General features: G+C 61.3%; 19 protein-coding genes. 12 read left to right on the forward strand and 7 right to left on the reverse strand.

Features of this window, described 5'->3' with window-relative positions; genetic code table 11:
* Positions 1–1,233 carry an acyl-CoA dehydrogenase family protein gene (locus BUS12_RS04265; protein WP_074294390.1) on the forward strand — a complete coding sequence of 411 codons (1,233 nt, stop codon included), beginning with the start codon at positions 1–3 and terminating at the stop codon, positions 1,231–1,233.
* Between the two features lie 70 nt (positions 1,234–1,303).
* On the opposite strand, the gene BUS12_RS04270 is transcribed toward BUS12_RS04265, so the two are convergent.
* The 6 genes from BUS12_RS04270 to BUS12_RS04295 form a co-directional block, all read right to left on the reverse strand.
* Complete coding sequence (locus BUS12_RS04270; RefSeq protein WP_074294391.1) at positions 1,304–2,821, reverse strand: ABC transporter substrate-binding protein; 1,518 nt, start codon at positions 2,819–2,821, stop codon at positions 1,304–1,306.
* Positions 2,818–3,492, reverse strand: a complete 675-nt coding sequence (gene maiA, locus BUS12_RS04275) for a maleylacetoacetate isomerase (protein ID WP_074294392.1) — start codon at positions 3,490–3,492, stop codon at positions 2,818–2,820. The genes BUS12_RS04270 and maiA overlap by 4 nt, the downstream gene beginning before the upstream one ends.
* A 20-nt stretch (positions 3,493–3,512) precedes the next feature.
* A complete protein-coding gene (locus BUS12_RS04280) occupies positions 3,513–4,016 on the reverse strand; it encodes a cupin domain-containing protein (RefSeq protein WP_074294393.1) in 504 nt (167 codons plus the stop codon).
* 45 nt (positions 4,017–4,061) lie between these two features.
* Positions 4,062–5,948 (reverse strand): FAD/NAD(P)-binding protein, encoded by a 1,887-nt coding sequence (locus BUS12_RS04285; RefSeq protein ID WP_074294394.1) that lies wholly within the window; start codon positions 5,946–5,948, stop codon positions 4,062–4,064.
* Positions 5,945–6,811, reverse strand: a complete 867-nt coding sequence (locus BUS12_RS04290; protein WP_074294395.1) for an N-acyl homoserine lactonase family protein — start codon at positions 6,809–6,811, stop codon at positions 5,945–5,947. Before BUS12_RS04290 ends, BUS12_RS04285 begins: the two co-directional genes overlap by 4 nt.
* Before the next feature lie 110 nt (positions 6,812–6,921).
* Positions 6,922–7,755, reverse strand: a complete 834-nt coding sequence (locus BUS12_RS04295) for a class I SAM-dependent methyltransferase (protein WP_074294396.1) — start codon at positions 7,753–7,755, stop codon at positions 6,922–6,924.
* A 319-nt stretch (positions 7,756–8,074) separates the two neighbouring features.
* On the opposite strand from BUS12_RS04295, the gene BUS12_RS04300 reads away from it, so the two are divergent.
* From BUS12_RS04300 to BUS12_RS04340, 9 genes are all read left to right on the forward strand, one after another.
* Positions 8,075–9,391, forward strand: coding sequence for an aspartate aminotransferase family protein (locus BUS12_RS04300; RefSeq protein WP_074294397.1), 1,317 nt, complete (start codon positions 8,075–8,077; stop codon positions 9,389–9,391).
* Positions 9,392–9,441: 50 nt separating this feature from the next.
* Positions 9,442–10,410 (forward strand): diiron oxygenase, encoded by a 969-nt coding sequence (locus BUS12_RS04305; RefSeq protein ID WP_074294398.1) that lies wholly within the window; start codon positions 9,442–9,444, stop codon positions 10,408–10,410.
* A 106-nt stretch (positions 10,411–10,516) separates the two neighbouring features.
* On the forward strand, positions 10,517–14,941 hold the full coding sequence (locus BUS12_RS04310; RefSeq protein ID WP_074294399.1) for a non-ribosomal peptide synthetase: 4,425 nt from the start codon (positions 10,517–10,519) through the stop codon (positions 14,939–14,941).
* Between the two features lie 127 nt (positions 14,942–15,068).
* A complete protein-coding gene (locus tag BUS12_RS04315) occupies positions 15,069–15,755 on the forward strand; it encodes a hypothetical protein (RefSeq protein ID WP_074294400.1) in 687 nt (228 codons plus the stop codon).
* Positions 15,752–16,435: a cytochrome b family protein gene (locus BUS12_RS04320; protein ID WP_074294401.1), complete on the forward strand. Its 684-nt coding sequence runs from the start codon at positions 15,752–15,754 to the stop codon at positions 16,433–16,435. Before BUS12_RS04315 ends, BUS12_RS04320 begins: the two co-directional genes overlap by 4 nt.
* Positions 16,436–16,552: 117 nt before the next feature.
* Entirely contained in the window at positions 16,553–17,446 is an 894-nt protein-coding gene (locus BUS12_RS04325) for a LysR family transcriptional regulator (protein WP_143788254.1), read from the forward strand.
* Between the two features lie 266 nt (positions 17,447–17,712).
* Entirely contained in the window at positions 17,713–19,173 is a 1,461-nt protein-coding gene (locus tag BUS12_RS04330; protein WP_074294403.1) for an MFS transporter, read from the forward strand.
* Positions 19,174–19,327: 154 nt separating this feature from the next.
* Positions 19,328–20,824: an MFS transporter gene (locus BUS12_RS04335; RefSeq protein ID WP_074294404.1), complete on the forward strand. Its 1,497-nt coding sequence runs from the start codon at positions 19,328–19,330 to the stop codon at positions 20,822–20,824.
* Positions 20,825–20,829: 5 nt separating this feature from the next.
* Complete coding sequence (locus BUS12_RS04340; protein WP_253190112.1) at positions 20,830–21,786, forward strand: glutathione S-transferase C-terminal domain-containing protein; 957 nt, start codon at positions 20,830–20,832, stop codon at positions 21,784–21,786.
* Here BUS12_RS04340 and BUS12_RS04345 read toward each other — a convergent pair.
* Positions 21,770–22,966 carry an iron-containing redox enzyme family protein gene (locus tag BUS12_RS04345; RefSeq protein WP_253190002.1) on the reverse strand — a complete coding sequence of 399 codons (1,197 nt, stop codon included), beginning with the start codon at positions 22,964–22,966 and terminating at the stop codon, positions 21,770–21,772. The genes BUS12_RS04340 and BUS12_RS04345 overlap by 17 nt on opposite strands.
* A gap of 212 nt (positions 22,967–23,178) precedes the next feature.
* Between BUS12_RS04345 and BUS12_RS04350 the strand changes: the two genes are divergently transcribed.
* Positions 23,179–24,303 carry a TIGR03032 family protein gene (locus tag BUS12_RS04350; protein ID WP_074294406.1) on the forward strand — a complete coding sequence of 375 codons (1,125 nt, stop codon included), beginning with the start codon at positions 23,179–23,181 and terminating at the stop codon, positions 24,301–24,303.
* Entirely contained in the window at positions 24,296–24,880 is a 585-nt protein-coding gene (gene cysC, locus BUS12_RS04355; protein ID WP_074294407.1) for an adenylyl-sulfate kinase, read from the forward strand. Before BUS12_RS04350 ends, cysC begins: the two co-directional genes overlap by 8 nt.
* Positions 24,881–25,093: the final 213 nt, after the last annotated feature.

Here is a 25,093-nt window from a genome sequence, read left to right on the forward strand (position 1 = left end):
ATGAGCGTGCTGCCATTGGCGCGCGCTACCCCCGCGCACGACGTATTGATCGAAAAGGCGGGGGAGCTTGGCCGCCTGTTTGGCAACAGTGCGGCTGAGCATGACCTCACGGGCGAGCCGCCCGCGCACCAGTTCGATGCCTTGCAGGCGGCCGGGCTATTACGACTCACCGTCGCCGAGTCGGATGGCGGATACGGGGCGGGTCTCGCCGTGGCATCGGCCGTCGTTGGCGCCGTGGCCCTCGGGGATCCTGCCGTGGCCCTCATCCTGTCAATGCACTACAGCCAGCACGCGGCTATCGTACGATCCGAACGCGTGGGTTCTGACGACTGGCCCGCGCATCTTGCGCGGCGTTTGAGCCGCGAATCCGTCGAAGGTCAGTCGCTGATCAACGCGGCGCAGGTTGAGCCGGCGCTGGGATCGCCCTCGCACGGCGGTCTGCCGGACACGATCGCACGACGGGTTGGGAGCCAGTGGCGGATTTCAGGTCACAAGATTTACGTCACCGGTGTGCCGCTGCTCTCGTGGATCAACGTACTGGCGCGAACCGATGAGGATGAGCCTCGTCTGGGCCATTTTCTCGTGCCCGGCAACGCCGAGGGCGTACGGGTTGTGGAAACGTGGGATCCGATCGGCATGCGCGCCACGGCGAGTCACGATGTTGTTCTTGAGAACGTGACGATTCCGATTGCCGACGTTGTCGCGCTCAAGCCTGCCCGACTCGGATTGCAGCGGGACGCTCACGGAGCCACCTGGTATTTCAGCCTGGTGGGCGCTGTCTACGACGGTGCGGCGCGGGCGGCGCGCAACTGGCTGATCGAGTTTCTCAACGAGCGCCGCCCGAGTTCGCTGGGTGGCGCCTCGCTGGCGAGTTTGCCGACGGTGCAGGAAGTCGTCGGACACATCGAGGTTCTGCTCGCCACCAACGACTGGTTGATGCGAAGTCACGCCGAACACTTCGACGCAGGCGATGCTCCAGACGCGCTATCCGGTGTCGTCAAGCATGTTGTCATCGACAACGCCGTGCGGGTCGTGGAACTCGCGATCGAATTGGCAGGCAACCACGGCCTCGCCCGGCGTAATCCGCTGGAACGGCACTATCGAAACGTGTTGTGCAGCCATATCCATGCCCCCTCCAACGCATTGCTGCGGGGTAACGCCGGGCGTGCGGCGCTCAGTGCGAATCGTCGGCCGGAACATCCTCATCCACAAAGCAGTGCAATGAAGTGCTGAAAGGCGTGGATCTGGCGCATCGCCACCTTTATCAAGGACGTTCATCTTGCGTGAACTATCCTGACGGCACTCAGCGCGCCAGTGCAAGGTCGGAAAAATTACCGAGGAGTACCTGGTTACCGCCGAAATTAAGGACTTCGCACCGGGCCACCGTGACCGTGTGCGGTGCGAGCAGTGGAATTCTCGGCAGGTCTGTCTGCACGATGCGCTGGAATTCTGCGTAGATGGCGCGGCGCCGCTTTGGATCGGTTTCGGTTTGCCCTTCCTCGAGCAGGCGGTCAACCTCAGCGTTCCGGTAGTTCGACGCATTCGAAAATGCCACGCCTCGCTTGAAGTTCTTCGACCAGTAGAAGCGCTGAACACCGATTGCCGGATCGGGACCCGCGTTCGCGCTATAAAAGACGGTGTCGAAATCTCGCGCTGTATAGGTACGGTCGACGAAATTGCCGAAGTCCGATGTGTGGATCTGGACGCACACGCCAATTTTGCGGAGGTTCTCGCGTAGATGCACGGCCAATACGCCAAGTGCGCCCGTAGGCTCAGGATAGGCGGTGAGCGTGAGGCGCACGCCGAGCGCATCGCGCTTGAATCCCGCTGCTTCCAGAAGGGCTTCGGCTCTCGCGAGGTCGAATGCATAACGCGGTACGGCATCGGAGTGGAAAGCGGGAAACGCCGGCGGAATCGGTGTTTCGGTCGCTTCGGCATGGCCGTGCCAGATATCCTTGACGATGACGTCCCGATCGAATGCGTGAGCAAACGCCTGTCGCACGCGGAGATCCTTAAAGATCGGGCGGTCCAGGTTAAATTCGAATGCGGCCACCCACGTGTTATACGTTGAGGGATGGCTGGTCACAACAAGGTTGGGATCGCGGGACAAGCGCGCGATGTTCGGGAAGCTGACGCCGTAGTCGTCGGCCAGATGCAGTTCACCGTTCTCAAGCGCCGAACTTGTCGCAGCGGGATCCGCGATAAACCGGAACAGAAGCTTGTCGAGCCATGGTCGCGGAGCGTCCCAATAGTCGGGGTTTCGTTCAAGCAATACATGGTCGCCGGGTTCCCAGCGAACGAATCGGAATGGCCCCGTGCCGATCGGCGCGGCGTTCGCGGGGTGGGTCCTCACATCGGTACCCGCATAGATATGTTCAGGGATCACCTGGGCTTCGAGTGAAGACGTCAGCGCACCCAGCAGGTACGGTGCGGGCTGACTGAGGCGCAAGACTGCTGTCAACGAATCCGGCGTATCGACCGACACCACGTTTGCAAAAGTAGTGCGTCCCCGGCTGTGATACTTTTTCCAGACTTCCATCGCGGAGAAGGCGACGTCTCGGGACGTAAAGGGTTTCCCGTCATGCCAGGTTACGCCGCGACGCAGATGAAGCGTCAGGGACAGCCCGTCTTCGGCGATGTCCCAGCTCGTCGCCAATTGCGGCTGCGGGCCGAAATGTTCGTCGTATGACAATAGACCGTCGAACAGCTTGGCGGAAATGATCTGCGCCGTACCTGCCGACGTCACCGCGCTTGTGAGACCGCTGTGCATCTCCGGGCCAGCGCCGATAACCAGCGTGCCACCACGTGGAAGCGCCGTCATGCGCGTACCTGTGCTGGCGCTACAGGGTTCGCACCCGGCTGGTTTTGCGGCAACGCAGCCTGGAAAGCGGCATGCTCGAGGCAGTGTTGGGCAATGCGCGGGAGAACGCTTAACGACTCCAGCGAAACGCCATTAGCCAGCGCGCTGACGAACTGGGGAACAATGAATGCGTCAGCGAGCGTCGCTGTATCCCCGTAGCAATAGGCGCCGGTCAGGCCGGACCGTTCCAGGATTGCGTCGATTGCCTGGAGTCCTTCCAGTATCCAGTGTTGGGTCCATGCCTTGCGGCTTTCGGCGTCGATATGAAGCTGGCGCTCGAGATATTTTGTCACGCGTATCGCGTGCAAAGGGTGGATGTCGCAGGCAGCGGCGGCCATCAGGGCTCGAACGTATGCCCTTGCTTCCGCGCCTCGCGGAAGCAAGGGGGGCGACGGATAGCGCTCTTCGAGATATTCGCAGATAGCGCCTGATTGAATCAGCGTGTAACCGTCGTCAGTCACGAGGGACGGGACGAGGTGCTGAGGATTGACCTTGCCATAGGAGGGGCTGTTATTCTCGCCGTCCTCCCTCAGCAGGTTGATCGATATCGTGCGATAGGACAGGCCCTTTAACGCGAGAGCAATCCGCACACGGAAGGAAGCTGTTGATCTGAAGAACGAGTACAACTCCATGACGTGTTCCCCTGTGTTAGTCAGGAAGCCGAATAAGTCAACTGTATCGGCTTGTCTTGATCCGCGCGAGCGAGATTGCCGAGCGCAGCGTTTTGCGGCAGGTTCTGCAAGACGATCAACTCCAGCGGCACCGTACCTGCGCGGTTGTCGATGGCGTGAACGCACCATGCGGGCACGAACAGCCAGTCGCCCGTATGCAGGGACTGCAGGTCCCGCTCGCTATCGATCGCGATATGTCCTTCGCCTCGTTGAACAAAGTACAGATGCCAGAACGAATGGCTATGCACCGGTGCATGCGTGCCCGGCTCGACGATCTGGGCTGTCAGGGACAGGCCCGGAGCGATTGCGGTCTTATCGGCTGCGCTGTCGCGCGTCAATGCAACGGACCCTCTCGCGTGTCCGCCGTGCTCGTTTGCTGCCGCCCAGATGTCGCGGCTGTGCCAGATCACGGGTCGCTCGCGCTGCGGTCGCGCGCGTTCGAGGTACTCGACGAAGGGGATAAGTCTGCCTTCCTGAACGATCATGGATTGCCTCCTTGTTCTCTGGGTTGCCGGTCGGCTATTGAGGACTCACCCGACAACCGGGGCAGTGGATGCGTGTGTGGCCGCCGGGGCAGTTTCTCCCGCAACATCGCCTGCGCCCAGCAACTGGAAAATGCCTTGTACGCAGATCTCCGCGTCGAGGGTCAGGCGTGATTTCCTGCCCGGGCGCGGCAGCTCCTGGGTGTAGTAGTGAGGCCCTTCTACCGGATAGCCGATGGCCCACAATCGTGGGTTCACGTTCCCCTCTTGCCCGATAACATTGTTGGACGGGCTGATATCGATTCCGCCTGGGTGGTACGGTCCGTTGCGGTAGCTGCGTATGAGTCCCCGTGAAACGAGATTCGCAACCAGTTCAGACTGATCCCGTTCGGGGCTGAATACGTCGATGCGCGAAATCACCAGAACGTCCGCGTAGCGCCGTTCCGTCTGCGTGCCGAACGCGGTTTCGATTGCGAACTGTGCACGATCCCGCTGGGGAAAGACGGCGGCGCCGGGACCGCCGGCAATCTCGATCACACCCTGATCGAGCAGCGTCAGCAGCTCAAGGTTTCTGTGCCTGGGCGGCCCGAAGACGATGCGGTTGAGCGTGTTCACGAACTGCCCGCTGAACACCTTGTCCGAGTCGGGGGTGAAACCACGATATTCAGCCGCTCGTCTGAATTGCTCGCGTACGTCACGCAGGACATCGGTTGCCGCTTTGAGCGGGCTTTTTACATTACCCTTTTCGACCTCGGCGAGATCGTCGAGGAGAAACTGCCGAAAGAAGCGGCGGAAATCAGCCAGATCGGAGAAGGTGCGGGCGCCGATCGGATCGAGGATCGCCTGGATGGCGGCCCGCGCGGCATCGTCGAACACGAACTGCTCGGGAGGAGGCGCCGAGCCGGATAAGGCAACATGCCTTGCATAGGCCATATCGGCCATCACCAGCGGCATGACCTCGTTGACAAAGTCGATCTGGGTATTGCCGCGCAACGCCAGCGCGCGCTCACGGAGCGCCGCTATCGCGCTGACGGTGAAGAAGTGCGGGATATAGCGTCCGGCCGCACCCTTCTGATTCACAGCCCGGGCGGAAAACGGCAGGCCGCTGCGGGAGAACAGCAGGATGGCAGGTTCCCGCCCAGACCGTTCGTAGTGCGACTTTCCTGCACGCCGGACGAATCGGCCGCCCCTGCCGACAGTAAGGTGCGAGATGACGTCGTGTGCGGTGAGGCCAATCCCCTGTATCGCAACGGTTGCGTCCGGTGAGATCCGTCCAAGCTGCTCGACGGGATAAGCTCCTGGAAAGAAATCGAGCTTGTCGTTCGAGCTGGCGTACGCCCGTACGAACTCGGCGTGGTCTGCGTCCGTCCCGTCGTACTTGCGTTTTCCATGTCCCGTCGTGAGGATGAGGTAGTCGGTGTGGAATGTTGCGCCACCATCGACATGGACGCTGAAACCGCCTTCGGTTGCGGCGGTGACGTCTCGCGCAGCACGCCGGTGATGATGCACCGAGACGTTGCGAGGAAGCGTTTTCACCACGAGATCGAAGGCAGCGGAGAAGTACCTGCCGAGCAGATAGCGCGGAAGGTAGTGCTGTTCGCCGATCTCTTCGCCATGCGACGACCCGGTGGGATAGAACGCCCCGTCGAAATGCCGGTATCCGGCCTGGCGCGCCCAGTCGATGAAGGACGGTGCGTTGGCGCCTCCCGCGACGCTGTCGGGCGGGAAGATGGTGACCTGGTTAGCCAGCGTGTTGGTGAGCAGATGCGGCGGCTGGGTGTCATAGTGCGTGCCCTGGCCGCATTCGCCCGGATCGACTAGCTCGACACGGATCGCGTCGCGCCAGCCGAGGATGTGCACGAAATGGGCGACACGCTCGAGGACGCTGAGGCCACGTGGACCCATGCCGATAATGGTGAGTGTGATGGGCTTCATTGCACGGCTTCCGGCGATGTCTCTACTGCCGGCTTCAAGTCGGCGCCGAGGGGCGATTCCCGGTTCAGCGGCAGTTCGTGAAGCAGCGCGATATCGCGATCGTCAGGCAAGGTGGGAAAGCGGCTCAGCACGGCGGGATCGTGCCCGGGAATGACGTGGTCGGGCCCATCGGCGAGGGCGTCGATGCGCGCGTACCCTTCGAGCATCAGGGCCACATTGGCGACGAGTGGAAAGGGCTTGCGTTCGCGGATGTTGGACCAGTAGTGCGCACCGTCGCTCGCCAGAACGACCTGACCGCGCTTTGTGTTGACGCGAACCACCTGCTGTCCCAACGTATGACCGCCGATCAGATGCAGCGTCACGCCCGGAAGCAGTTCGGCGTCGCCATCGTGAAACACGATGCGTCCTTCGTACAGGTGCCGCACCGCGGACAGCACATCCTCCACCTCGAACGGGCGTCGCAGCAGATCGTGGCACATGCACCGCCCGGTGCAGTATTCCATCTCACTGTCCTGCAAATGAAACACTGCGCGCGGAAACTGACCGAGATTACCCGCGTGGTCATAGTGCATGTGCGTGATCACAACGTCACGCACCGACGACGCGTCAATGCCTATCTTTGCCAGCGCGGCCACGGGCGTTCGCAGGAACGTGCGCTTGCGCTTGACCGCCATGTCCTCGGCGAAGCCGGTATCGACCACGATCACGCGTTCTCCTGCGCGGATAGCCCAGATGAAATAGTCCTGCGGCATAGGAGCATCGTGTCCGTCGTAGAAGAGATAGTTCTCCCTGGCAGTGCGGTCGTGCTGAACCGCGTAGCGCAGCGCAAAGACCTCATAGTTCGGCGTAGGCTCGGAAACCATCGGGCATCACCTCCTGTCGGGTGCGTCGTTCGGGACGCCTCCTTGTGGCATTGAAAAGAAAGCCGCTGCAGCACGGGGTGCTCCGCTCGCGCAGCGGCGCAGCAGAAAAATTAGTGTTTCCTGAACACGTACAGATAGAGGCTGCTCGAGACCTTGAGCGAGCCGGTTCGCGCGAGGTGCGCCTCGACGACATCGCGGACGGCATTACGCAAGGAATCGTCGCCGAGCCGCAGGGCGACATTCCGGTACCGCATCGTATGGGTGTAGAAGTTGAGCAGGGCGTCGATGTCGGGGAAGTCCATGGTTCCGTCGAACCAGGGTTTGCGGATCAATTCGAGCTTGCTGGGCGCATGGAGCAGGATGTTCGCATCGCAAAAGCGATTGGTGCCCGGTGCGGTAAGAGCGGCATGGTCGTGCGCAAAGCCGAGTTTCAGGAGCGCATGATCCTGAAAGCGGTTGAGTTCGCTCATCCAGTCGAAGTCGGGCGTGAGCAACGCAATGTGGCCGCCGGACTTTAGCAGGCGGGCAAGCTTGTCGAATGCGCCCTTGATATCGGGGACATGGAACAGCACCAGGTTCGCCAGGATCAGGTCGAAGCTGCCGTCATCGAACGGCGCGTCTTCAATGGACGTCTGCAGGAACCGATGTTTTCCCGGCACGGGGTCGATTCGCTCGCGCGCTGCTTCAACCATGGCGTCGGCGATGTCGATGGCAGTCACGTCAAGCGGACGGGAACGGGCAAGCGCATAACTGAACCTGCCGAGACCGCATCCGGCATCCAGCACGTTGCTGAATTTCAGGTCCTTTAGCTGGTCCACATACCACTCAGAGATGGATCGACTCGCCAGCGACTCCCAGGCGTCCGACCGGACCTTGAAGTCTTCCGTCGTGGCGTAACTATGCTGCACCAGATGCTGCCGGTCGAAGTAAACGCTCATGTCCATAATCGATGCTCCTCGTTTAACAACCCGAACGGGTTTGGGTGAATGTAAACAACTTCGACGATTTCGAAACAGGTATACAGATTCGTATACCTGAATATAAATAACCAATGAATGCGCGATGATTTTTTAAGGACGTGTTGCTTGCGAAAGCAAGGCTAAGTACAGCACATATATCCAGGTTTTCAAGGCGTTTTTAAACTTGACATCGATATATCCTGACCTAGAGTAGACGGGCTGGTATATGCGTGGCTGTGAAAGAGAACGATCAATGCGAGTAAATCACGATCTGGTATATCTAAATATTTTTTAGGAGTACATCATGAGTGGCAGGTCTAGTTCAGCAGCATTATTCGCACGCGGCAGGAACAGCATCCCGGACGGTGTCAATTCACCGCTGCGTTCGTTTCAGCTGGTTGGGGGCGATCCGCTCGCGGCACGTGAGGCCCGAGGCTCGCGCGTGATCGACGTTGACGGGAAAGAGTACGTCGACTTCCTCAACGGCTTCGGCGCGCTGATCCTGGGTCATGCGCATCCGGAAGTGGCGGACGCAATCGGACAGCAAGCGAAGCGCGGCACGTCATACGGGTTGTCGACCGAAGCAGAGTATGAACTGGCCGAGCGGATCGTCGCCAGCACGTCCGCTATCGAAGCGATTCGCTTCGTGTGCAGCGGCACGGAGGCGGTCATGACCGCCACACGCATTGCGCGTAGTCATACGGGACGGAACCTCATTCTCAAGTTTCGCGGCTCGTATCACGGTCACTCGGATGCGCTGCTTGCCAGTCCGCTGAATCTTCAACAGGGCGAGTCGAGTTTGAAAAGCGTCAGCCGGGGTATTACGCATAATGCGAACCGGGACGTCCTGCTTGCGGAATATAACGATGAAGAGGAAGTGGCGAAGATATTCAGCGAGCATGGAGATTCCATTGCAGCAGTGCTGGTCGAGCCGCATTCGACCAACATGGGCTTCGTGAAATCGCGCCCGGGCTTTATCAAATCCTTGCGGGATATTACGCATCAGTACGGCGCGCTACTGATCTTCGACGAGGTGGTATCCGGGTTCCGCTTTAATTTCGGTGGCGTCAGCAACCTGTTTGGCATCGATCCGGATCTGACCACATTTGGAAAGATCATAGGAGGTGGGACGCCCGTGGGGGCATTCGCCGGCAAGGCCCTCTACCTCTCCCAGGTGGCTGCCGGCGGCGGGGTCTTTCAATCGGGCACGTTTGCGGGCAATCCCCTGACGACGGCAGCCGGAATCGCCACGCTGAAGGTGCTTTCCCGTCCGGGCTTCTACGACCAGCTCGAAGCAAAGGGCGCGTGGGTCGAGCAGCAACTGACCAGCGGATTCGCCGGGCATCGGATTCCGTTCCGGGTTAGCCGGGTTGGGTCGGTGCTTGGCATCGCGTTCAGGGATAGTAGCGAGCCACTGAAAGACTACCGCGACGTAAAAACTCAGGACTACGAGACTTTCACGCGATTCCATCGGCGCTTGCGCGACGCTGGCTTCCTGCTTGCGCCGTCGCTTGAAGAGCCGATCTTCCTGTCTGCCGCGCATACGGATGCCGATCTGCGAGCGTTTACCGAGGCCACTGTGGACGCATTGCGCGAACTTTATAGCGCCGTCGCGGGATAGGGCAACGTCCCACCCGATGATTTCTGTCTAAACATCTTACGAGGAATGACATGGACGCTGATATTCAGCTTGAGGACGCGCGACTGGAGGAAGCGGTAACTCGCTGGTACGCCAACGCCACGGTGCGCAACAGTCCCCGCATCTTTGTACCCGCCAACATCGCAAGCGAAAACATCTTCCCGAAGTCGCGCCAGCTATTGGCCGGCCACCAGATCGTGACGTCGCTGGGTGGCGATGCAGTTGCTTACGTGCTCGCGCAGTCGACGTACAAATATATGTATGAAATCGGCCTGCTCGAGACGAGGTTCGTGATCGACTGCTCGTTGAAGATCGTGAATGGCGAGATCATCGCGGGCGTGACGGAAGAAGACCGGCGCGAGGCCATTACCATCGTCATCGACGAGGGTTACCACGCCTATGTGGCGCTCGACTTCATTATTCAGCTCAAGAAGAATTCGAGGATCGAGCCGCTATCCGTTCCGCAGACCAATGGCAATCTGGATGCGGTGCACCGCGGATACGCGAGCTTGCCGGCAGCGCTGCACGCCCCTTATCAGCTGCTTGCCACCTGCCTCGCGGAGCACACGTTGACCAAGGACCTGCTGAGCATCGGCCGGGAAAAGGAAGCCACCCGTACTTTCACGCAGGTCATGACCGATCACGTCTCGGACGAAGGCCGGCACGCCAACTACTTCGCGCGTCTGGTACGTGAGCACTGGGCGACGTTGGGCAAGGCGACCCGCGAGCGGATCGGCGTGTTCCTGCCGGGATATCTCGACGACTATCTCGCGGCCGATTTCGAGCGTCGATTCGATCGCGCGGTGCTGTCGCAGCTTCAGCTCTCGGCCAGCGAAATCGACACCGTGCTGCAGGAGACCAACGAGCGGTACGCAGCAAGCGCAACGGACTATATCAAGGTGACCCGCAGCAATCTCGTGAAACTCCTGGAGCGCACTGGTGTGCTTGACGAGGCGGCAGTCAGGCATGCCTTCGTCGACCACGGCCTGCTGACGGCCTAAGGGACCTCGGCGCCCCTGTCCTTGCGACGGACGGCCACACCGCGCTTGAGCGGTCTGGCCGGCGCCCCGCGCATGCAACAAAGACAGCGTTCTTCTGGGAGCACACATGCTGCTGAATCAGATACTTCGTCACTCGCTTGAACAGCCGGATCAGCTCGCCGTATACGATGGAAATCGAGGGCTGACATACGCCGAACTCGAGAGGGTGAGCGCATGGATCGCAGAGCAGATCCATGCGATGCCCGTCACGCGCGGAGCGCTGGTGGCGGTCTACCAGGACCGGGGGGCCCTGATGGTCGCCAGCATCGTCGGAATCTGGCGAAGCGGCGGCGCGTACACGGTTGTTGAAGCCGAGGGTATTGCAGAGGAGCACTACCATCGGCTAGGGGTGATCGGACCGGACGTGGTGCTGACGACCGAGGAGCATGCCACGGCCCTGGTCGAGCGTGGCTTCCGGGTCTGCATTGTTGACCGGAACGAAGCGGCGCGTGCCGGCGTGGCCGCATCGAGCGGTGCGCTAGCTGTCCCGCAGCGGACCGGTGGCGGCGTTCCCGACACGGCCGATCTTGCGTACGTGCTATTCACGTCCGGCTCGACGGGGGTGCCAAAAGGTGTGATGGTCACGCACGGAAATATTGCCCACTATGTCCGCGCGCTGATCGAACGGCTGGACGTGCGCTCCGGGTTGACCTATGCCCACGTCAGTACGATGTCGGCGGATCTCGGGAACACCAGTCTGTTCCTGTCGCTATGGACCGGCGGCACCTTGCATGTGATCGACGACAGTCGTCGAAAGGATCCGTCGGCCTTGCTTGCGTATCTGCAGGACCAGCGGATCAAGGTGCTGAAGATCACGCCGTCGCACTGGGAGGCGATTTTCTCGTTGCTGGGTTCGGCCGGGGCGCCGCAGTTCGCACTCAAGTATCTGATTCTTGGTGGCGAGGCACTCTCGGTGAAGCTGGCGCGAGCGGTGCTCGATGCGGGGATTACTGAGCGGCTGGTCAACCACTACGGACCGACTGAGACCACTGTGGGCATTACGGCCTATCCCATCCCGGATGGCGACCCGTCGGCACTGCCGGCCACAGGGACCGCGCCGATCGGCCTGCCGCTCGGTGAAACGAAGCTGATCGTGCAGACGTCCGACGGCTCATTTGTGGACACCGGCGCACAGGGCGAACTCTATGTCGGAGGTCCTTCCGTTTCAGCGGGCTATCGCAACAACGCGCAAGCCAATGAGAAAGCGTTCGTCGCCGGCCCAGGCGGTCACGGGCGCTTCTATCGAACAGGAGACATCGTCCGCATCGATGAGCGCGGCGTTGTTCACTTTCTTGGGCGGGTGGACCGTCAGGTGAAGGTGAACGGTTACCGGATCGAGCTCGAGCAAATCGAACGGGCGCTGAAGTCGCTCGACGGATGCGAGGGTGCGGCCGCGTTCCTGATCGATGTGCGCGAGCGCCCCTCGATCGCGGCCGCCGTGCTGGCGCGTGGGCAGGTAACAGGCGAGGAATGGAAGACGCAACTCGGCGGGATACTGCCCGCTTATATGATTCCCCGCGAGTTGCAGGTCTTTTCGGATTTTCCACTGACGCCGAATGGGAAGACCGATCTTGCGCGTTTGAGAGCACTGCTTGATGAGCGCATCAAGGTAAGAGGGCAAGCGTCCGTCCGCGATGCGGATGGGAGCGACGATGCAGTGACAGCGGTACGGGAGGCATGGCGACAGTGCCTGGGACATGACAGGTTTACCGACAGCGACAACTTCTTTTCCTTGGGCGGGGACTCGCTCGACGCGATCGGGGTGATAGCAAGACTGCAGGCCGGCGGCTATCGTGTATCGGCACGTTCCTTTCTGAAGGAGCCCACGGTTCGCGCGTTGGCACGCAGCGTTCGTGCGGCATTGGACGATGCGCCGGTATCGGCAGCGGACAACGCGAGCGTCACTGGCGCGATTCAGGCCGAGCGCTTCTCGGCTGCCCAGCGTACCTTTTTTGCGCAGCGCCTGGCCCGGCCGGATCACCACAACCAGGCACTGATGTTCGACGTGGCAGGCCCGCTGTCTGTTGACATACTCAGGCAGGCGTTTGAACGGGTCCGGGACTGGCATCCCTTGTTGTCGACGCGGTATCGGTGGATCGACGACGTATGGACGGCTGAACAGCAGTCGAAAGACCGATTGAAGCCGGTACTGGAAATCACTGAGATTCCAGCGACACAGGATCCCGACGACGTTGCTGTTCTCGTCCGCCGCACAAGTCAGGCTTTGCAGGCGTCGTTGAGCCTGGAAGCGGGACGGGTGTTCGCGGCGCATCTGTTTCGCCGGGAGAGCGGCGCCAGCCACCTGGTGCTTTGTGCGCATCATGTGGTGGTGGACGCGGTATCGTGGCGAATCCTCGTCGACGACGTCTCGCGTCTGTACAGCTCGCTTCTGCGAACGGGGACGGAGCCCACTGCGCCTGTTTCCGGCTCGGCCTGGGATTGGGCCGAACACGTTGCCTCGAGCGGTACGCTAGAGTCCGATCTGGACTTCTGGCGCAAGCTTCCGGCGAGCGTCGTGCAGGAGCGCTTGGGGTTGCGGGTCAAAGGCAATCTCGAACGCCATGCCAAAACAGTATGGCTGTCGTTTTCCCGCGAGCGGACGAGCGAACTGCTCAGGGACCTGCCGGAGCAATTCGGCGCCCCGTTTCATCATGTTCTGCTCGCGTCTTTCCTCCACGCGTTCGATGAGGCGGCGGCGTCGCGACAGAATCATCTGGTCGAAGTGGAGAGCCATGGACGGATGACCTTCGACGACGACATCGACGTTTCGCGTACGGTGGGATGGTTCACCTCCGCCTATCCGGTGGTTGTGTCTTCGGTGAGCGGCGAGCTGGCGGGAACCGTCGGCCTGGTCGACGCGGCGCTCGGCGGCGTGCCGCGCCTTGGCATTGCCTACGGTGTTCACCGGGACATCCTGGAGCGGGAATGGGGTGGCGTTCCGGCGGCGCGCTTTTGCTACAACTATCTCGGGCAGTTCGAGTTCGGAGACGGCGATGCATTGACGCTGAGACCGTCTACGCTGTCTCCCGGCTTCGCACGGGGATACGATAACGATCGCATGCACGAATTCAGACTGACCGGACGGATCATTGATGGACGGCTGATCTGCGATCTGGGGTATAGCGGCGAGCGGCACGATCCGGCCACCATCCATGCGATCGTCGAGCGCACGGCGGTACTGCTGAGCACGGCGTTGACAGCGGATGCAGGTGACCCCGCGGTACGCGAGGGCGCCCGGCCTGGCTCCGAACACGCCCGTGTCGCGAAGGGGTTCAGCACGTTCATCGAGGCCGGAAGTAGCGCCGGATTGCTCACGTATCGTCCCACAGGGCTGCATAGAGGCGAGAGCGATCCGGGAGGTTCGCGCGATCGTCGACGGTATCGCCATGTGCTGATGTCAGGGGCGACGGGGTTTCTCGGCGCCTATGTATTGCGTGAGTTACTGCTGGCGACGGGCGCCCGTGTCCACTGCATTGTGCGCGCGGCGACGGATGACGAGGCCGCCACCCGGCTGGCGGCGGCGTTCGACTGGTACTTCCCGGACACGCCGCTGACGGGCTTCGGTGCGAGGGTGCAGGCCTATTCGGGGGATGTGGCGGAGGAACGGCTTGGGCTCGGGAAGCAGACCTATGAGTCGCTCGATCGGGAGATGGATGCCATTTATCATTTTGCCGCGGATACGCGCCTTTTTGCCGACGAAGACGTACTCGAACGGCAAAACATCACCGGCACGCGCCGACTGGTCGAACTGGCATCAGGAAGGCATCCTAAGGATCTTCATCATATGTCGACGCTGGCCGTCTGCGGCGTCAACCAGAGCGGCAAGGCGATTGTCTTCAGCGAGTCCACGTTAGATGTGGGACAGGACTTCCTGAACGCCTACGAAAGAACGAAGTTCAAGGCCGAAAAGCTGGTGCGGGAGTTTGCATTGCGGGGCGGCCGGGCCTTCATCTACCGGTCCGGCAATGTCTCCGCGGACTCGCGTAGCGCACGATTCCAGCGCAAGGCGGCTGACAACCGTTTTGTGCAGCTTTTGCGCGCGGCGGTGAAAATCGGCAGCCTGCCGGCCCATGTCGGCGAACCGGTCGCGCTGAGCCCGGTCGATGTCGTAGCGCGCGGCATTGTGGCGCTGTCCCTCGACCTCGTGCAGGGTGGTGGTGTCTATCACGTGGACACCCCCTGGACGATCTCGATGGAGGACGTTTTCGACACGCTACGGGAGCTTGGCATCCCCTTCGAAGTCACTTCGCACGCCACGTTCGCAGAGCTCTTTCGCAGCGGCTCGGTATCGAACGACCGGGATGTTGCGTTGGGCTATTTCTGGGCATCGAGGCCGGAGCGAGGTATAGCGTTTGACCATTCGCGAACCCTGCGGATTCTGTCCAGAATGTCCCGCGATTTTGAGCATCCCAAACGGGAATGGCTACGGGCGTTTCTCGCGCATCTGGTGGCGGCAGGGGTGCTATCCGGGCAGTCCGCGCTGCCCGCGTAGTTCGCGGCAGGAGGTTTGTCGCTGCGCACGGCGGCGAGCGTCGACGCTGAGGGCGGCCTCGCCGGGAACCCGCTGAGGCCGCATCGAAGCGGTGGTGAGAACGACTGTCGATTTCGCAAGGAATACGATGAGACAAGAACCAGCAGGCATGGCGACATGGCTTAATGCATGGCAACTGGTGTGGACGTCCACGCTGACGGTTGCCGGTATCGCCGCGATTATCCTGATACGGCAGACTGATCTCGTCGGCGTGCGAAGTGTCATTGCCATGTCGGCACGCACGTCGCTCGTGTTGTTCTGCCTGGCGTTCAGCGGCTCGTCGGTCCACCGGCTCTGGCCTGGCCGCTGGAGTCGATGGCAACTGCGCAACCGGCGTTATCTCGGACTGTCGTTCGCCGCCTCGCACACCATCCACATCGCGGCGCTGATTGTCTTCGGGGTGGTGGCGCCCGCCGTCTACGCGACCGTGGGTACGTGGACGAACGGCATGCTTGCCGGACTCGCATACGTCTTTCTGCTGGCGATGGCCGCGACGTCGTTCGATCGCACGGCGGCGTGGCTGGGGGCCGCTCGCTGGCGGGCACTTCATCTGGTGGGCAGTTACTACATCTGGCTAATATTTCTGATTGCGTTCGGGAAACGCATGATGCGACATCCCGTCTCGTTCTATCCGGTCGCCGTGGCGATTCTGGTGTTGAGCCTGGCCATACGACTGGTTGCCGGCCGGTACGCACGGCGGCGTACCCGCGCGCAATCCTTGCCGCAGACTCTGCCCAGTGACGCGGTCGAACCGCGGTTGAGCCGCGAAACATGAGCAAGAGCGGCCCAGGATTCGATTTGACTCATCAGTTCTCCCTGGCGAATTGGCTCTCGGAATGGCGGCTTTTTGCCCTTCTGGTGGCGACACCGATATCGATGGCCGCAAACGTGGCGCTCTTTCATCGAGACGTGGATGGCGTACGCACCGTGGTCATCCTGACGGTGCGCTATACGTTGGTGCTGTTCTGCCTCATTTTCAGCGTGTCGGCACTGCAGCGTTTGTGGCCGAACGACATCTTCCAATGGCTGTTGCGGAATCGCAGATATATGGGGCTTTCATTTGCAGCGTCGCACAGCGTGCATATTGCCGGCCTCGCCGTATTCGCGCTGATTGCGCCGGCCTCTTACGCGCGGGAGAGTCGGCTCTTTAGCGAAATCGTGGGGGCGATTGGGTATTTTTTCGTGCTCGCCATGGCGAGCACTTCGTTCGACGTGACAAGAGCGTGGCTCGGGGACGCCCGCTGGAGGACTCTGCATTCGGTAGGGGGGTATTGGATCTGGGGCGTCTTTGCGTACATGTTCGGGAAGCGCAGCCTCGCTTACCCGTCTGTTCCGCTATACCGGGTCGCCTTGTTGCTGTTGCTGCTATCCCTCGCGTTGCGGCTGATTGCTCGAGAGCGCCGCCGCAAGGATAGGGGCGGGCTTCCAACGGTGGCGGTCCCCGAGCGAAGATGACAATCGCCCGGTTCGCTGCGCATTCTTAACCGCTGTCCTGGTTACCGTAGCCGTGAATTGGTGATATCATAATTTTATGATATCAGCATTCCAGCATAACAAATCAGGATGGATGATATGCCCACTCTTGACGTCGATTCCGTAAGCGCGTTCGTGCTGGTGGCCGATCTGGGCAGCTTCACGAAGGCTGCCCATGCGCTGGGCACATCGCAGGCCGTCATCAGCGTGAAGGTGAAGCGCCTGGAGGACCGGCTGGGCTACCGGTTGCTGGAACGCACGCCCAGAAAGGTCAACCTGTCGCAACGAGGCAAGACCTTTCTCCGCCCGGCCAGAAACTTTATTGCGGCGCATCAACTGGCGATCGCCGGGCTCACCAGCACCCCGAAGCGGCTGGTTATCGGCATCAGCGACCAGGTGGCCGGCCCCGGTTTGCCGGCTCTCCTCGCGCAGTTGAGTGCCTACGATCCCAGTCTGGTGATGGAAGTCCACATCGATGCCTCGCACACACTCATGGATGCCTTCGATAAGAGCGCGATAGACGCGGCGATCGTGCGGCGGGAGGACGACCGGCGCGACGGCGAATTGCTGGTTCGCGAGCGTTTCGGCTGGTTTGCGTCGTCGCGCTGGGAAAATGGCGAGGGCCAGGCGCTGCGTCTGGCGTCTCTGGCGTCGTCTTGTGCCGTTCGGGCGTTAGCGACGCAGGCATTGGATGCCGCCGGGATCCCCTGGACGGAGGTGTTCATCGGTGGCGGGATGGCGGCGGTGGGCGCGGCGGTGTCGGCGGGTCTTGCGGTCGCTCCGCTCGCGTATAGCGTCGCCCCGGTCGGCACGATCGATGTGGGCGCGCGATATGGCTTACCGCGTTTATCCGAGTCCGATGTCGTTCTTCACGCCGCGGTCACCGATCCGCTCTCGCAAGGTGCGATCAGACGCTTGGCGGCGTCGTTCAGAAGCGGGGAGACCGGGGCGGCAATCGCCCTTGAGCCGGCTTCCAGCGCCATGGTTGCCTGACGTCGCCGGGTACCGCCTTCCTCAGCCGGTCAACCTGTCAGCCGGTCTCTGCCGGCAATCACTCTCAGAGTCTCCGAAGTCGCCGGAACCGGCGCGTGGCGGGCGTCAGCGTCCTGTGCGGGCGCCTTGAGACATCCATAAATGATATTTCTGAAATATCCTTTCATATCTTCCCTTTATAGATCCCGCCCTGCAGACTACAGGCATTCCAGCTAGGGGATGCGGGCGGATGGCCCGGCCGTCCTCGCCAGACTGTCAGGGACAACATGAGCACGAAGGGATACACGGGGGCACTGGAGGCATCTGTCACGGCCGGAGCGGAGCCCGATCCGCGACGGTGGTTCGCGCTCCCGATTCTGCTGATGGGCGCATTTCTGCCGCCGCTCGACTTCACCATTGTGAATCTCGCTTTGCCTTCCATTCGCCAGAGTCTGGGCGCCACGTCGAGCGAGGTGCAGTTCGTAATCTCGGCCTATGCCGCCACGTATGCGGTGTTCCTCGTGACGGGCGGACGGCTTGGCGATCTGCGCGGCCGCAAGCGGATGTTCATGACCGGCATTGTGGGCTTTACGCTGGCATCCGTGCTGTGCGGGGCCGCCTGGTCCCCAGGTGTGCTGATCGCCGGGCGTATCTTGCAGGGGCTGATGGCGACGGTGATGGCGCCGCAGGTGCTGGCTTCGATCCGCGTACTGTTTCCGGCGCACGAGCAGGGGCGGGCGCTGGCCTTTTACGGCGCCACGTTTGGTCTCGCCAACATCTGCGGCCAGATATTCGGCGGGGTGCTTGTTTCGGCTCATCCGTTCGGCTTTACCTGGCAGACCATATTTTTTGTCAACGTCCCCATCGGCATCGCTGCGTTGGCGGGCAGCGCTGTGTTCCTTGGCGACTCGCGGGCACAAGAGGCACAACGGCTGGATCTCGGCGGCGTCGTGCTTCTGTCGGCGACGCTAGGGTTGCTGGTTTATCCGCTTGTCGAGGGGCGCGAAACGGGGTGGCCGGTCTGGATCATCGCCATGCTGGTCGCCTCCGTCTTCGCGTTGGTCGCGTTCATCGGTTTTGAAAAGCGGTTCGCGGCTCGGGGTGGGTCCCCGCTGGTCGATTTCTCGCTGTTCCAGAACCCGGGGTTTGTCGCCGGCATTGCGATGGCGGTGCTGTTTTATATGCAGAACGCCTTTTTTCTGACGTTCTCCGTTTATCTGCAGAACGGGCTGCGCCTGACGCCGTTTGACGCAGGGATGGCGACCCTGCCGTATGTGAGCGGTGGCTTCGTCGCCTCCCTGGCTTCGTCGCGTCTCATGCAACGTCTTGGCCCCCGCGCTCTGACTCTCGGTTTCGTATTCCAGGTGGTGGGCTTCAGCACGGTGATGTTCGCAGTCAGTGGCGGGCCATCAGGAACGCTGGGACTCGGACTGATATGCGCCGGGGTCGGCTTCGGAACCATCATGCCATCCGTCCTCAAGGCCGTAATCGGCGGTGTCGATCAAAGGCATGCCGGCCTGGCGTCGGGCGTTGCAATCTCCGCCTTGCAGATTGGATCGGCGCTAGGCGTGGCGATTGTCGGCGATGCCTTCTATAGCGCGCTGGGTACAAGACAGGACCTGAGGGGCTATGCCCATGCCTTTACCTTTGCCCTCGGATGTAATGTCGTGCTCCTGATCGTTGGCGGGTGCCTTTCTCTTAGGCTCCCAGGCGCGAGGCGCACGTTCGCCTTGAACAGAGGCGGTTGAACGCATGAGCGGCGATGTTCCCCTGTCAACCTGAGGGGCGCGCTTTCGCATAATCGTCCCAGGCATGTACCTGATCCGACTGTTACCGGCCGCAGCCGTTTACACAACAATGCCCGCCTTGCCGGTGGTTCCTGTCAATTCCGAAGGGTAAGCCATGAAATCTGTTCAGCTAAATCAGGATGCGGCCGCGGCCGACGTGGGTTCGGTCTCGCTTCCTCGTGCCGATGCCGAGCTGTCGCTCAAAGAGGGGAAACCTTCCTCTAGTCGGCTGGCGCTAACGGTCTTGCTCACGGGGGCTTTTCTTTCGCCTCTTGATTACTTCATCGTCAATCTCGCTCTCCCCTCAATCCGGACCGGGATCCACGCGAGTTCCGCCGAACTGCAACTGGTTGTCTCCGTCTATGCTTCCGCGTTTGCGGTGCTGCTGGTTACGGGCGGACGATTGGGTGATCTGTTCGGGCGCAAGAAGCTGTTCATGTCGGGAATGGCGGGCTTCGTCATCGCATCGGCTCTCTGCGCGGGTTCGCCGAATGGCATGGTTCTCGTCATTGGCCGGGTGCTTCAGGGCGCGGCGGCTTCCGTGATGGTTCCGCAGATACTCGCCACGATCCGCACCGTGTTTCCGAAAGAACAGCAGACGAAGGTCATGAGTTTGTATGGGTTCGTCTTTGGCATCGCTGCGGTGGTCGGGCAACTGGGGGGCGGCGCGCTCATTACGCTAAGGCCGTTTGGCCTGGAGTGGCAGTCGATTTTTCTGATCAACATTCCGGTCGGCACACTTGCACTGATCGGTGCGTGGAAGTTTGTACCCGAGAATCGATCCGCGCACGGCGCGCGGATCGATTCGGTTGGCGTGATTCTGCTGTCGTTGTTTCTGGGGCTCGTGATCTATCCGCTGACGCAGGGTAGAGAGGCGGGATGGCCTACCTGGACATTCGTTTCCTTTGGCGCGAGTGTGCCTGTCTTCCTCCTGTTCCTGTTGGCCGAGTATCGATTGAAGCTGCGGGGCGGAGACCCGCTCGTCGACCTGCAACTGTTTCGGAATCCGGTGTTTTCGCTCGGATTGCTGCTGGCGTTCTGTTTCTATTGCGACAGCGTATTCTTCCTGACGTATGGCATCTATCTTCAGAGCGGGCTGCACTGGACGCCGCTCGCCGCCGGTTTTGCAATTTTCCCATTTGGTATTGGCGCTGTCCTTGGGCCCTTGTTGTCGCCTGCGTTGGTGCGTCGCGTGGGCAGCCACGTTCTGACCACGGGCTTTGCGTTGCTCGCCATTGGCTTCGGAACTTCCGGCGCGGCGTTGCTTCACGCGCTGGAACCTCATGCGCTGTTCTTTGGGGGCCTGTTCCTTGCGGGAATGGGTCACGGCATCGTCCTGCCGTCTGTCGTGCGGATCGTCATCGGCGAAATCGCGCCTGAGAAAGCGGGTTTGGCGTCTGGTGTCGTGACATCCATGCTGCAGATCGGATCGGCATTCGGTGCAACCGCGATCAGTGGCGCGTTCTTTTCAGTGCTTTCCTCGGGTACGACGTCCGCCGATTACGTACGCGCCTACCAGACAGGCATAGCGATCGTGTCGGTGCTGTTTGTCGTCTGCGTTGCATTGTCGGTTGTACTGACGAGGCTGCAGGGAAAGGCGGAGGGCGCGTGAAACTGATGATCGACGGCGTCTGGCGTGGAGACATTGACCCCACGCCGGAGTTGCAGCGCAAGCGGATGATCCATGCCGGCCAGTTCCGTGAAAAGATCGAGGCGGGGGCGTTCCGTGCAGAGGCGGGTCGTTACCACTTATACCTGTCGTATGCCTGTCCGTTTTCGCATCGCGTCCACGTAGTATGGGCGTTAAAGAAACTGACGGCTGTCATCGGTGTGTCGATCGTGCATCCGCTCTGGGATAACGGTGACGGCTGGACACTGGGTGCAACAGACTGGTCTACGGCTGACGGCGGCCAGAACGGATTCCGCTTCCTGCATGAGGCCTATCGCGCAACCGATCCGGCATACACCGGGAAAGTGACGGTGCCGGTCCTGTGGGACTGTTTGACGAAGCGCATCGTCAACAACGAGTCGATTGAAATCGCCACTTTGCTGAATGCGGAGCCTGATGAGCCGGGGGCCCGGCAGGTCGACCTTTATCCTTATCCCCTGCGTCGGGAGATTGACGTCCTGAATGAACAGATTGCGTCAAGACTAGCCAAGGGTGTGTATGCGGTTGGACAGGCGAGTGATCAGGACGAATACGACGCGGCGGTTGACAGCCTGTTTGGCTTCCTGGACGAACTGGAGGATCGCCTTGGCGATGGCCGGCCGTTCCTGATGGGCGACGAGATGACATTGACCGACGTGCTTGCGTATACCCCGTTGGCGCGCTTCGACGCTGTCTACCATCCCCTGATGAGGGCAAGCCGGAAGCGGTTGGTCGACTATGAACGGCTGGCGTCGCTCGTGCGCCGCATCCACGATCTGCCTGGTGTTGCCGCCGTCACCCGATTCGACCATATTCTCAAGCACTACTACGATGGCGATTGGGCGGTCGCGACCCGCCGCGGCATTGTTCCCGCCGAACCGCAAACCGATTTCCGTAGCGCAGCCGTTCTCAGCGCAGCGCGTTGAGCTTTGCGTAAAGCGCGTCGTAGTAGCCCGCACAGCTTTGAAGTCGTAGCCTGGCGCCGACCAGGATATCGGCGCTGGCAGACGGGGTTTGCTCGACGATCGGGACAATGACGTTCATTAGCCATCCCTCACCGTGCACCACGTCGATAGTGACGTGCTCGTCGTAGTATTCCAGCTCGTTCGCGGTACCGAGTCCAACGCGCCGGCAGCCGCGCGCCAGCTTTTCGTATTGAGGCGGATCCAGCAGTTCGGTCATCGCCAGGATGCCTAATAGCTTGAAGTAATGTCTGCGGTTCAACGCGGTCAGCATGAAGAGGTTATAACCGGCGAGACCTTGCCAATCCAGCGTGGCGGCGTGATTGTCGACGGCCTGCCCGACGCCGACACTATCGAGCAGCCGACGGAACAGCGTCACATGACTGCGCGCCGGTTCTCCTCGACCTGACTCGTCCCAGAAATTCTGCGCGAGTTCTTTGCGGACTTCGATTCTTGAACCGACCATGGAGAAAAGAAGCAGATCGAAGAAGCGGATATTGAGCGCGCTGTCGCTCGTGAAGAACGCGATGATCTGCTCTTTCGAGGCTTCCTTTTCGAGGAAGTCGAATAGCGGGTGGCACGAGGCGGGATGCTCGGACCATAACCGCTTCAGAGCGGCAACCAGTTCGTCGCTGTCCGCCGGACGTGGAACGTGGGCGAATCTCGAGGTCTCAGTGTCGAGCCAGCGCCGTTCTATCTCGCGACGCAGCCGCGTCAGTAGAGGGTCGAATTGATGCTCGCTGCGGGGAGACCCCGCGTCTGCCACATGAAGGTCGTATAGCAAAAAGAGCGCACGGTGAATCTGGTGCAGGGCGGCCTCATCGTGGTATCGAAGCGCTGCGTCCAGGGTTGCATGCGCTTTCGCGAGGAGTTCGCGCTCGTACGACCCGTTGTAACCCGGCACTTGATCGAGCGGTCCACTGTCGCACAACACAGCGACTGCTTCGTCAATGGGCAGCGAGAGGGTTTCGTCGATGATGCCTGGGTTGAATGTGACGAGGGGCGCGTCGTGACGGGCTAATCTCTGATCCGTAGGATTTGGACTCATGGTCTCCACTTCCCGGCAGGTTTCGGAGGCAATTAACGCACGCCACGGTTGGTACTGGCCGGAGTGATGATACGTGTCTGTATCCTGTTTCACCATCGTGAGATGAGCATTTAGATATGCAAAATATGGGAATGTACAGCGCATCAACCAGATCCACTCTTCCCAATTGTACGTAGCATCGGAAACATCCGTGCCACATGGTGTCCATAGAATCTCGGGCTTGTGCTGCGAGGCACCTCCCTTTCTATGCGCAATCGCCGCTATCGCCGCCGCCTTCTCCGCTGCGGCGAGGCCGAACCGGACAACCGATGCCAGACGCCAGCATGCAGACCGACCATCCCGAAGCCGAGCCGTCCGATGCCTGGTCTCCCCTGATCAACGTGCGTGACACAGGCCGCTTTCTGCAGGTTCTGGAAGCGCTGGGCTGCACGTTGGCGATCAGCCGACGGCCGTCAGGGGTCGCCCTCGTCGGCGTAGAGAACGGCGTGCCTACACTCTCGGCTTGCCTGCTGCCGCGTTCGATGGGTCTGGCTGTCACCCATGATCGCATCGCCATCGCCACGGCGCGTGAATTGATGATTTTCGCCAACGTCCGCTCGATCGCCGCGCTGTATCCGGAACGGCCCGATTACTACGATGCGGTCTACGTGCCGCGTCATGCCTTTTACACCGGCGATTGCGACCTGCACGACATGGCCTTCGACGGCCAGCTCGTGTTGGCGGTCAATACCCGTTACTCGTGTATCTGCGTGATCGACGGCTATTTCAACTTCACGCCGATATGGCGCCCGCCGTTCCTCAAGGAACTGACCGCGGACGACCGCTGCCATCTGAACGGCATGGCGATGCACGACCGCAAGGTCAAGTTCGTGACGGCGCTTGGCACTACCGACACGCCCTATGGCTGGCGCGAGGGCATGGCCGGCGCGGGCGTGGTGATGGAAGTGCCGTCCGGGCGTATCGTCGCTTCGGGCCTTTCTATGCCGCACTCGCCGCGTGTCATCGACGGCCAGCTTTATGTTCTCGAAGGCGGCCGTGGCCAGGTGTTACGGCTCGATCCGGTCAGCGGAGCCAGCACGGTGATCGCGACACTCCCCGGCTTTACGCACGGGCTGGCGGCGTATCGCGGCGTGCTGTTTGTCGGGCTGTCGAAACTGCGCCAGAAACGCGGTCCGCAGGGCCTGCCGATTGAGGCTGAAGGCGAACTGATGGCCGGCGTGGCCGCGCTCGATCAGGCCACCGGTGAGGTGCTCGGCATCCTGCACTTCTTCAACGGCGTCGAAGAGGTGTTCGACGTTCAGGTCATTCCGGACATCAAGCGCGCCGAGATCCTCGCGCCGGAACAGTGGTACCGGACCTCGTCGGTGGTGACCATGGAAGGCGGCATGTGGGAGCGGCAACCCCAGGAGCCGGTGGAAGAAGCCAATGGCTGAGGACGATGCCGGCATGCTATCCGCGAGGGCAAGCGCAAGCGCCGTCGAGCACAGCAGTGCTGTCTTCTGGCTGACGGGACTGTCCGGAGCGGGCAAGTCGACGCTCGCCTTCGGGGCCGAGAAGACACTTAAGGCGCTGGGCTACCGCGTGTGCGTGCTGGACGGCGACCGTTTGCGCACCGGCCTTAACCGCGACCTGGGATTCAGCGAGGCGGACCGGATGGAGAATATGCGCCGCGTCGCCGAAGTCGCTACGCTCTTCGCCGACGTAGGCGTGGTAGTGATCGTCGCGCTGATCTCGCCGCTGGCGGAGGGCCGCGAGCTCGCAAGGCGCGTGACAGGACGCCGTTTTCACGAGATCTACCTCGCCGCCGATCTGGGTACGTGCGAAGCCCGCGATCCCAAAGGCCTGTACCGGAGGGCGCGCGCCGGTGAAATCGCCGGGTTCACCGGCATCGGTTCGGCCTACGACATCCCCCTTAGCCCGGACGCCGTCATCGATACTTGCAGCAAGCACGCGGCATCGTCCGTGGCGGATCTCGTCACGTATATCCGCTCGCGAATCGAACTTCGCTAAGTGCGTTTCGCCCGTGAAGCAACGGCCGCGCACGGTGATTGCACACGGCGCGAGGTGCGTAACATCGGACATCGATTCGCCACGGCCGGCCGCTAGTATCGATTCGTTTCGTGCCCCGTGCTGGCTTGCGAGGGGCGCTCCTCACGCTTTGCCGGACAACGCTAACAGCGCGATGCACGCGCCGGGCGGCGGGTTCTGCGCGGCAACGATCGA

Origin of the sequence: Paraburkholderia phenazinium, assembly GCF_900142845.1 — a bacterium.
Taxonomy (GTDB): Bacteria; Pseudomonadota; Gammaproteobacteria; order Burkholderiales; family Burkholderiaceae; genus Paraburkholderia; species Paraburkholderia phenazinium_A.

What these genes read in the sequence shown, in the direction of transcription:
- maiA (WP_074294392.1), bottom strand. Translation starts at nt 3,492, where the DNA reads ATGGAGTTGTACTCGTTCTTCAGATCAACAGCTTCCTTCCGTGTGCGG.
- BUS12_RS04310 (WP_074294399.1), top strand. Translation starts at nt 10,517, where the DNA reads ATGCTGCTGAATCAGATACTTCGTCACTCGCTTGAACAGCCGGATCAG.
- BUS12_RS04270 (WP_074294391.1), bottom strand. Translation starts at nt 2,821, where the DNA reads ATGACGGCGCTTCCACGTGGTGGCACGCTGGTTATCGGCGCTGGCCCG.
- BUS12_RS04285 (WP_074294394.1), bottom strand. Translation starts at nt 5,948, where the DNA reads ATGAAGCCCATCACACTCACCATTATCGGCATGGGTCCACGTGGCCTC.
- BUS12_RS04320 (WP_074294401.1), top strand. Translation starts at nt 15,752, where the DNA reads ATGAGCAAGAGCGGCCCAGGATTCGATTTGACTCATCAGTTCTCCCTG.
- BUS12_RS04300 (WP_074294397.1), top strand. Translation starts at nt 8,075, where the DNA reads ATGAGTGGCAGGTCTAGTTCAGCAGCATTATTCGCACGCGGCAGGAAC.
- cysC (WP_074294407.1), top strand. Translation starts at nt 24,296, where the DNA reads ATGGCTGAGGACGATGCCGGCATGCTATCCGCGAGGGCAAGCGCAAGC.
- BUS12_RS04335 (WP_074294404.1), top strand. Translation starts at nt 19,328, where the DNA reads ATGAAATCTGTTCAGCTAAATCAGGATGCGGCCGCGGCCGACGTGGGT.
- BUS12_RS04350 (WP_074294406.1), top strand. Translation starts at nt 23,179, where the DNA reads ATGCCAGACGCCAGCATGCAGACCGACCATCCCGAAGCCGAGCCGTCC.
- BUS12_RS04330 (WP_074294403.1), top strand. Translation starts at nt 17,713, where the DNA reads ATGAGCACGAAGGGATACACGGGGGCACTGGAGGCATCTGTCACGGCC.
- BUS12_RS04345 (WP_253190002.1), bottom strand. Translation starts at nt 22,966, where the DNA reads ATGGTGAAACAGGATACAGACACGTATCATCACTCCGGCCAGTACCAA.
- BUS12_RS04265 (WP_074294390.1), top strand. Translation starts at nt 1, where the DNA reads ATGAGCGTGCTGCCATTGGCGCGCGCTACCCCCGCGCACGACGTATTG.
- BUS12_RS04290 (WP_074294395.1), bottom strand. Translation starts at nt 6,811, where the DNA reads ATGGTTTCCGAGCCTACGCCGAACTATGAGGTCTTTGCGCTGCGCTAC.
- BUS12_RS04295 (WP_074294396.1), bottom strand. Translation starts at nt 7,755, where the DNA reads ATGGACATGAGCGTTTACTTCGACCGGCAGCATCTGGTGCAGCATAGT.
- BUS12_RS04315 (WP_074294400.1), top strand. Translation starts at nt 15,069, where the DNA reads ATGAGACAAGAACCAGCAGGCATGGCGACATGGCTTAATGCATGGCAA.
- BUS12_RS04325 (WP_143788254.1), top strand. Translation starts at nt 16,553, where the DNA reads ATGCCCACTCTTGACGTCGATTCCGTAAGCGCGTTCGTGCTGGTGGCC.
- BUS12_RS04280 (WP_074294393.1), bottom strand. Translation starts at nt 4,016, where the DNA reads ATGATCGTTCAGGAAGGCAGACTTATCCCCTTCGTCGAGTACCTCGAA.
- BUS12_RS04305 (WP_074294398.1), top strand. Translation starts at nt 9,442, where the DNA reads ATGGACGCTGATATTCAGCTTGAGGACGCGCGACTGGAGGAAGCGGTA.
- BUS12_RS04340 (WP_253190112.1), top strand. Translation starts at nt 20,830, where the DNA reads ATGATCGACGGCGTCTGGCGTGGAGACATTGACCCCACGCCGGAGTTG.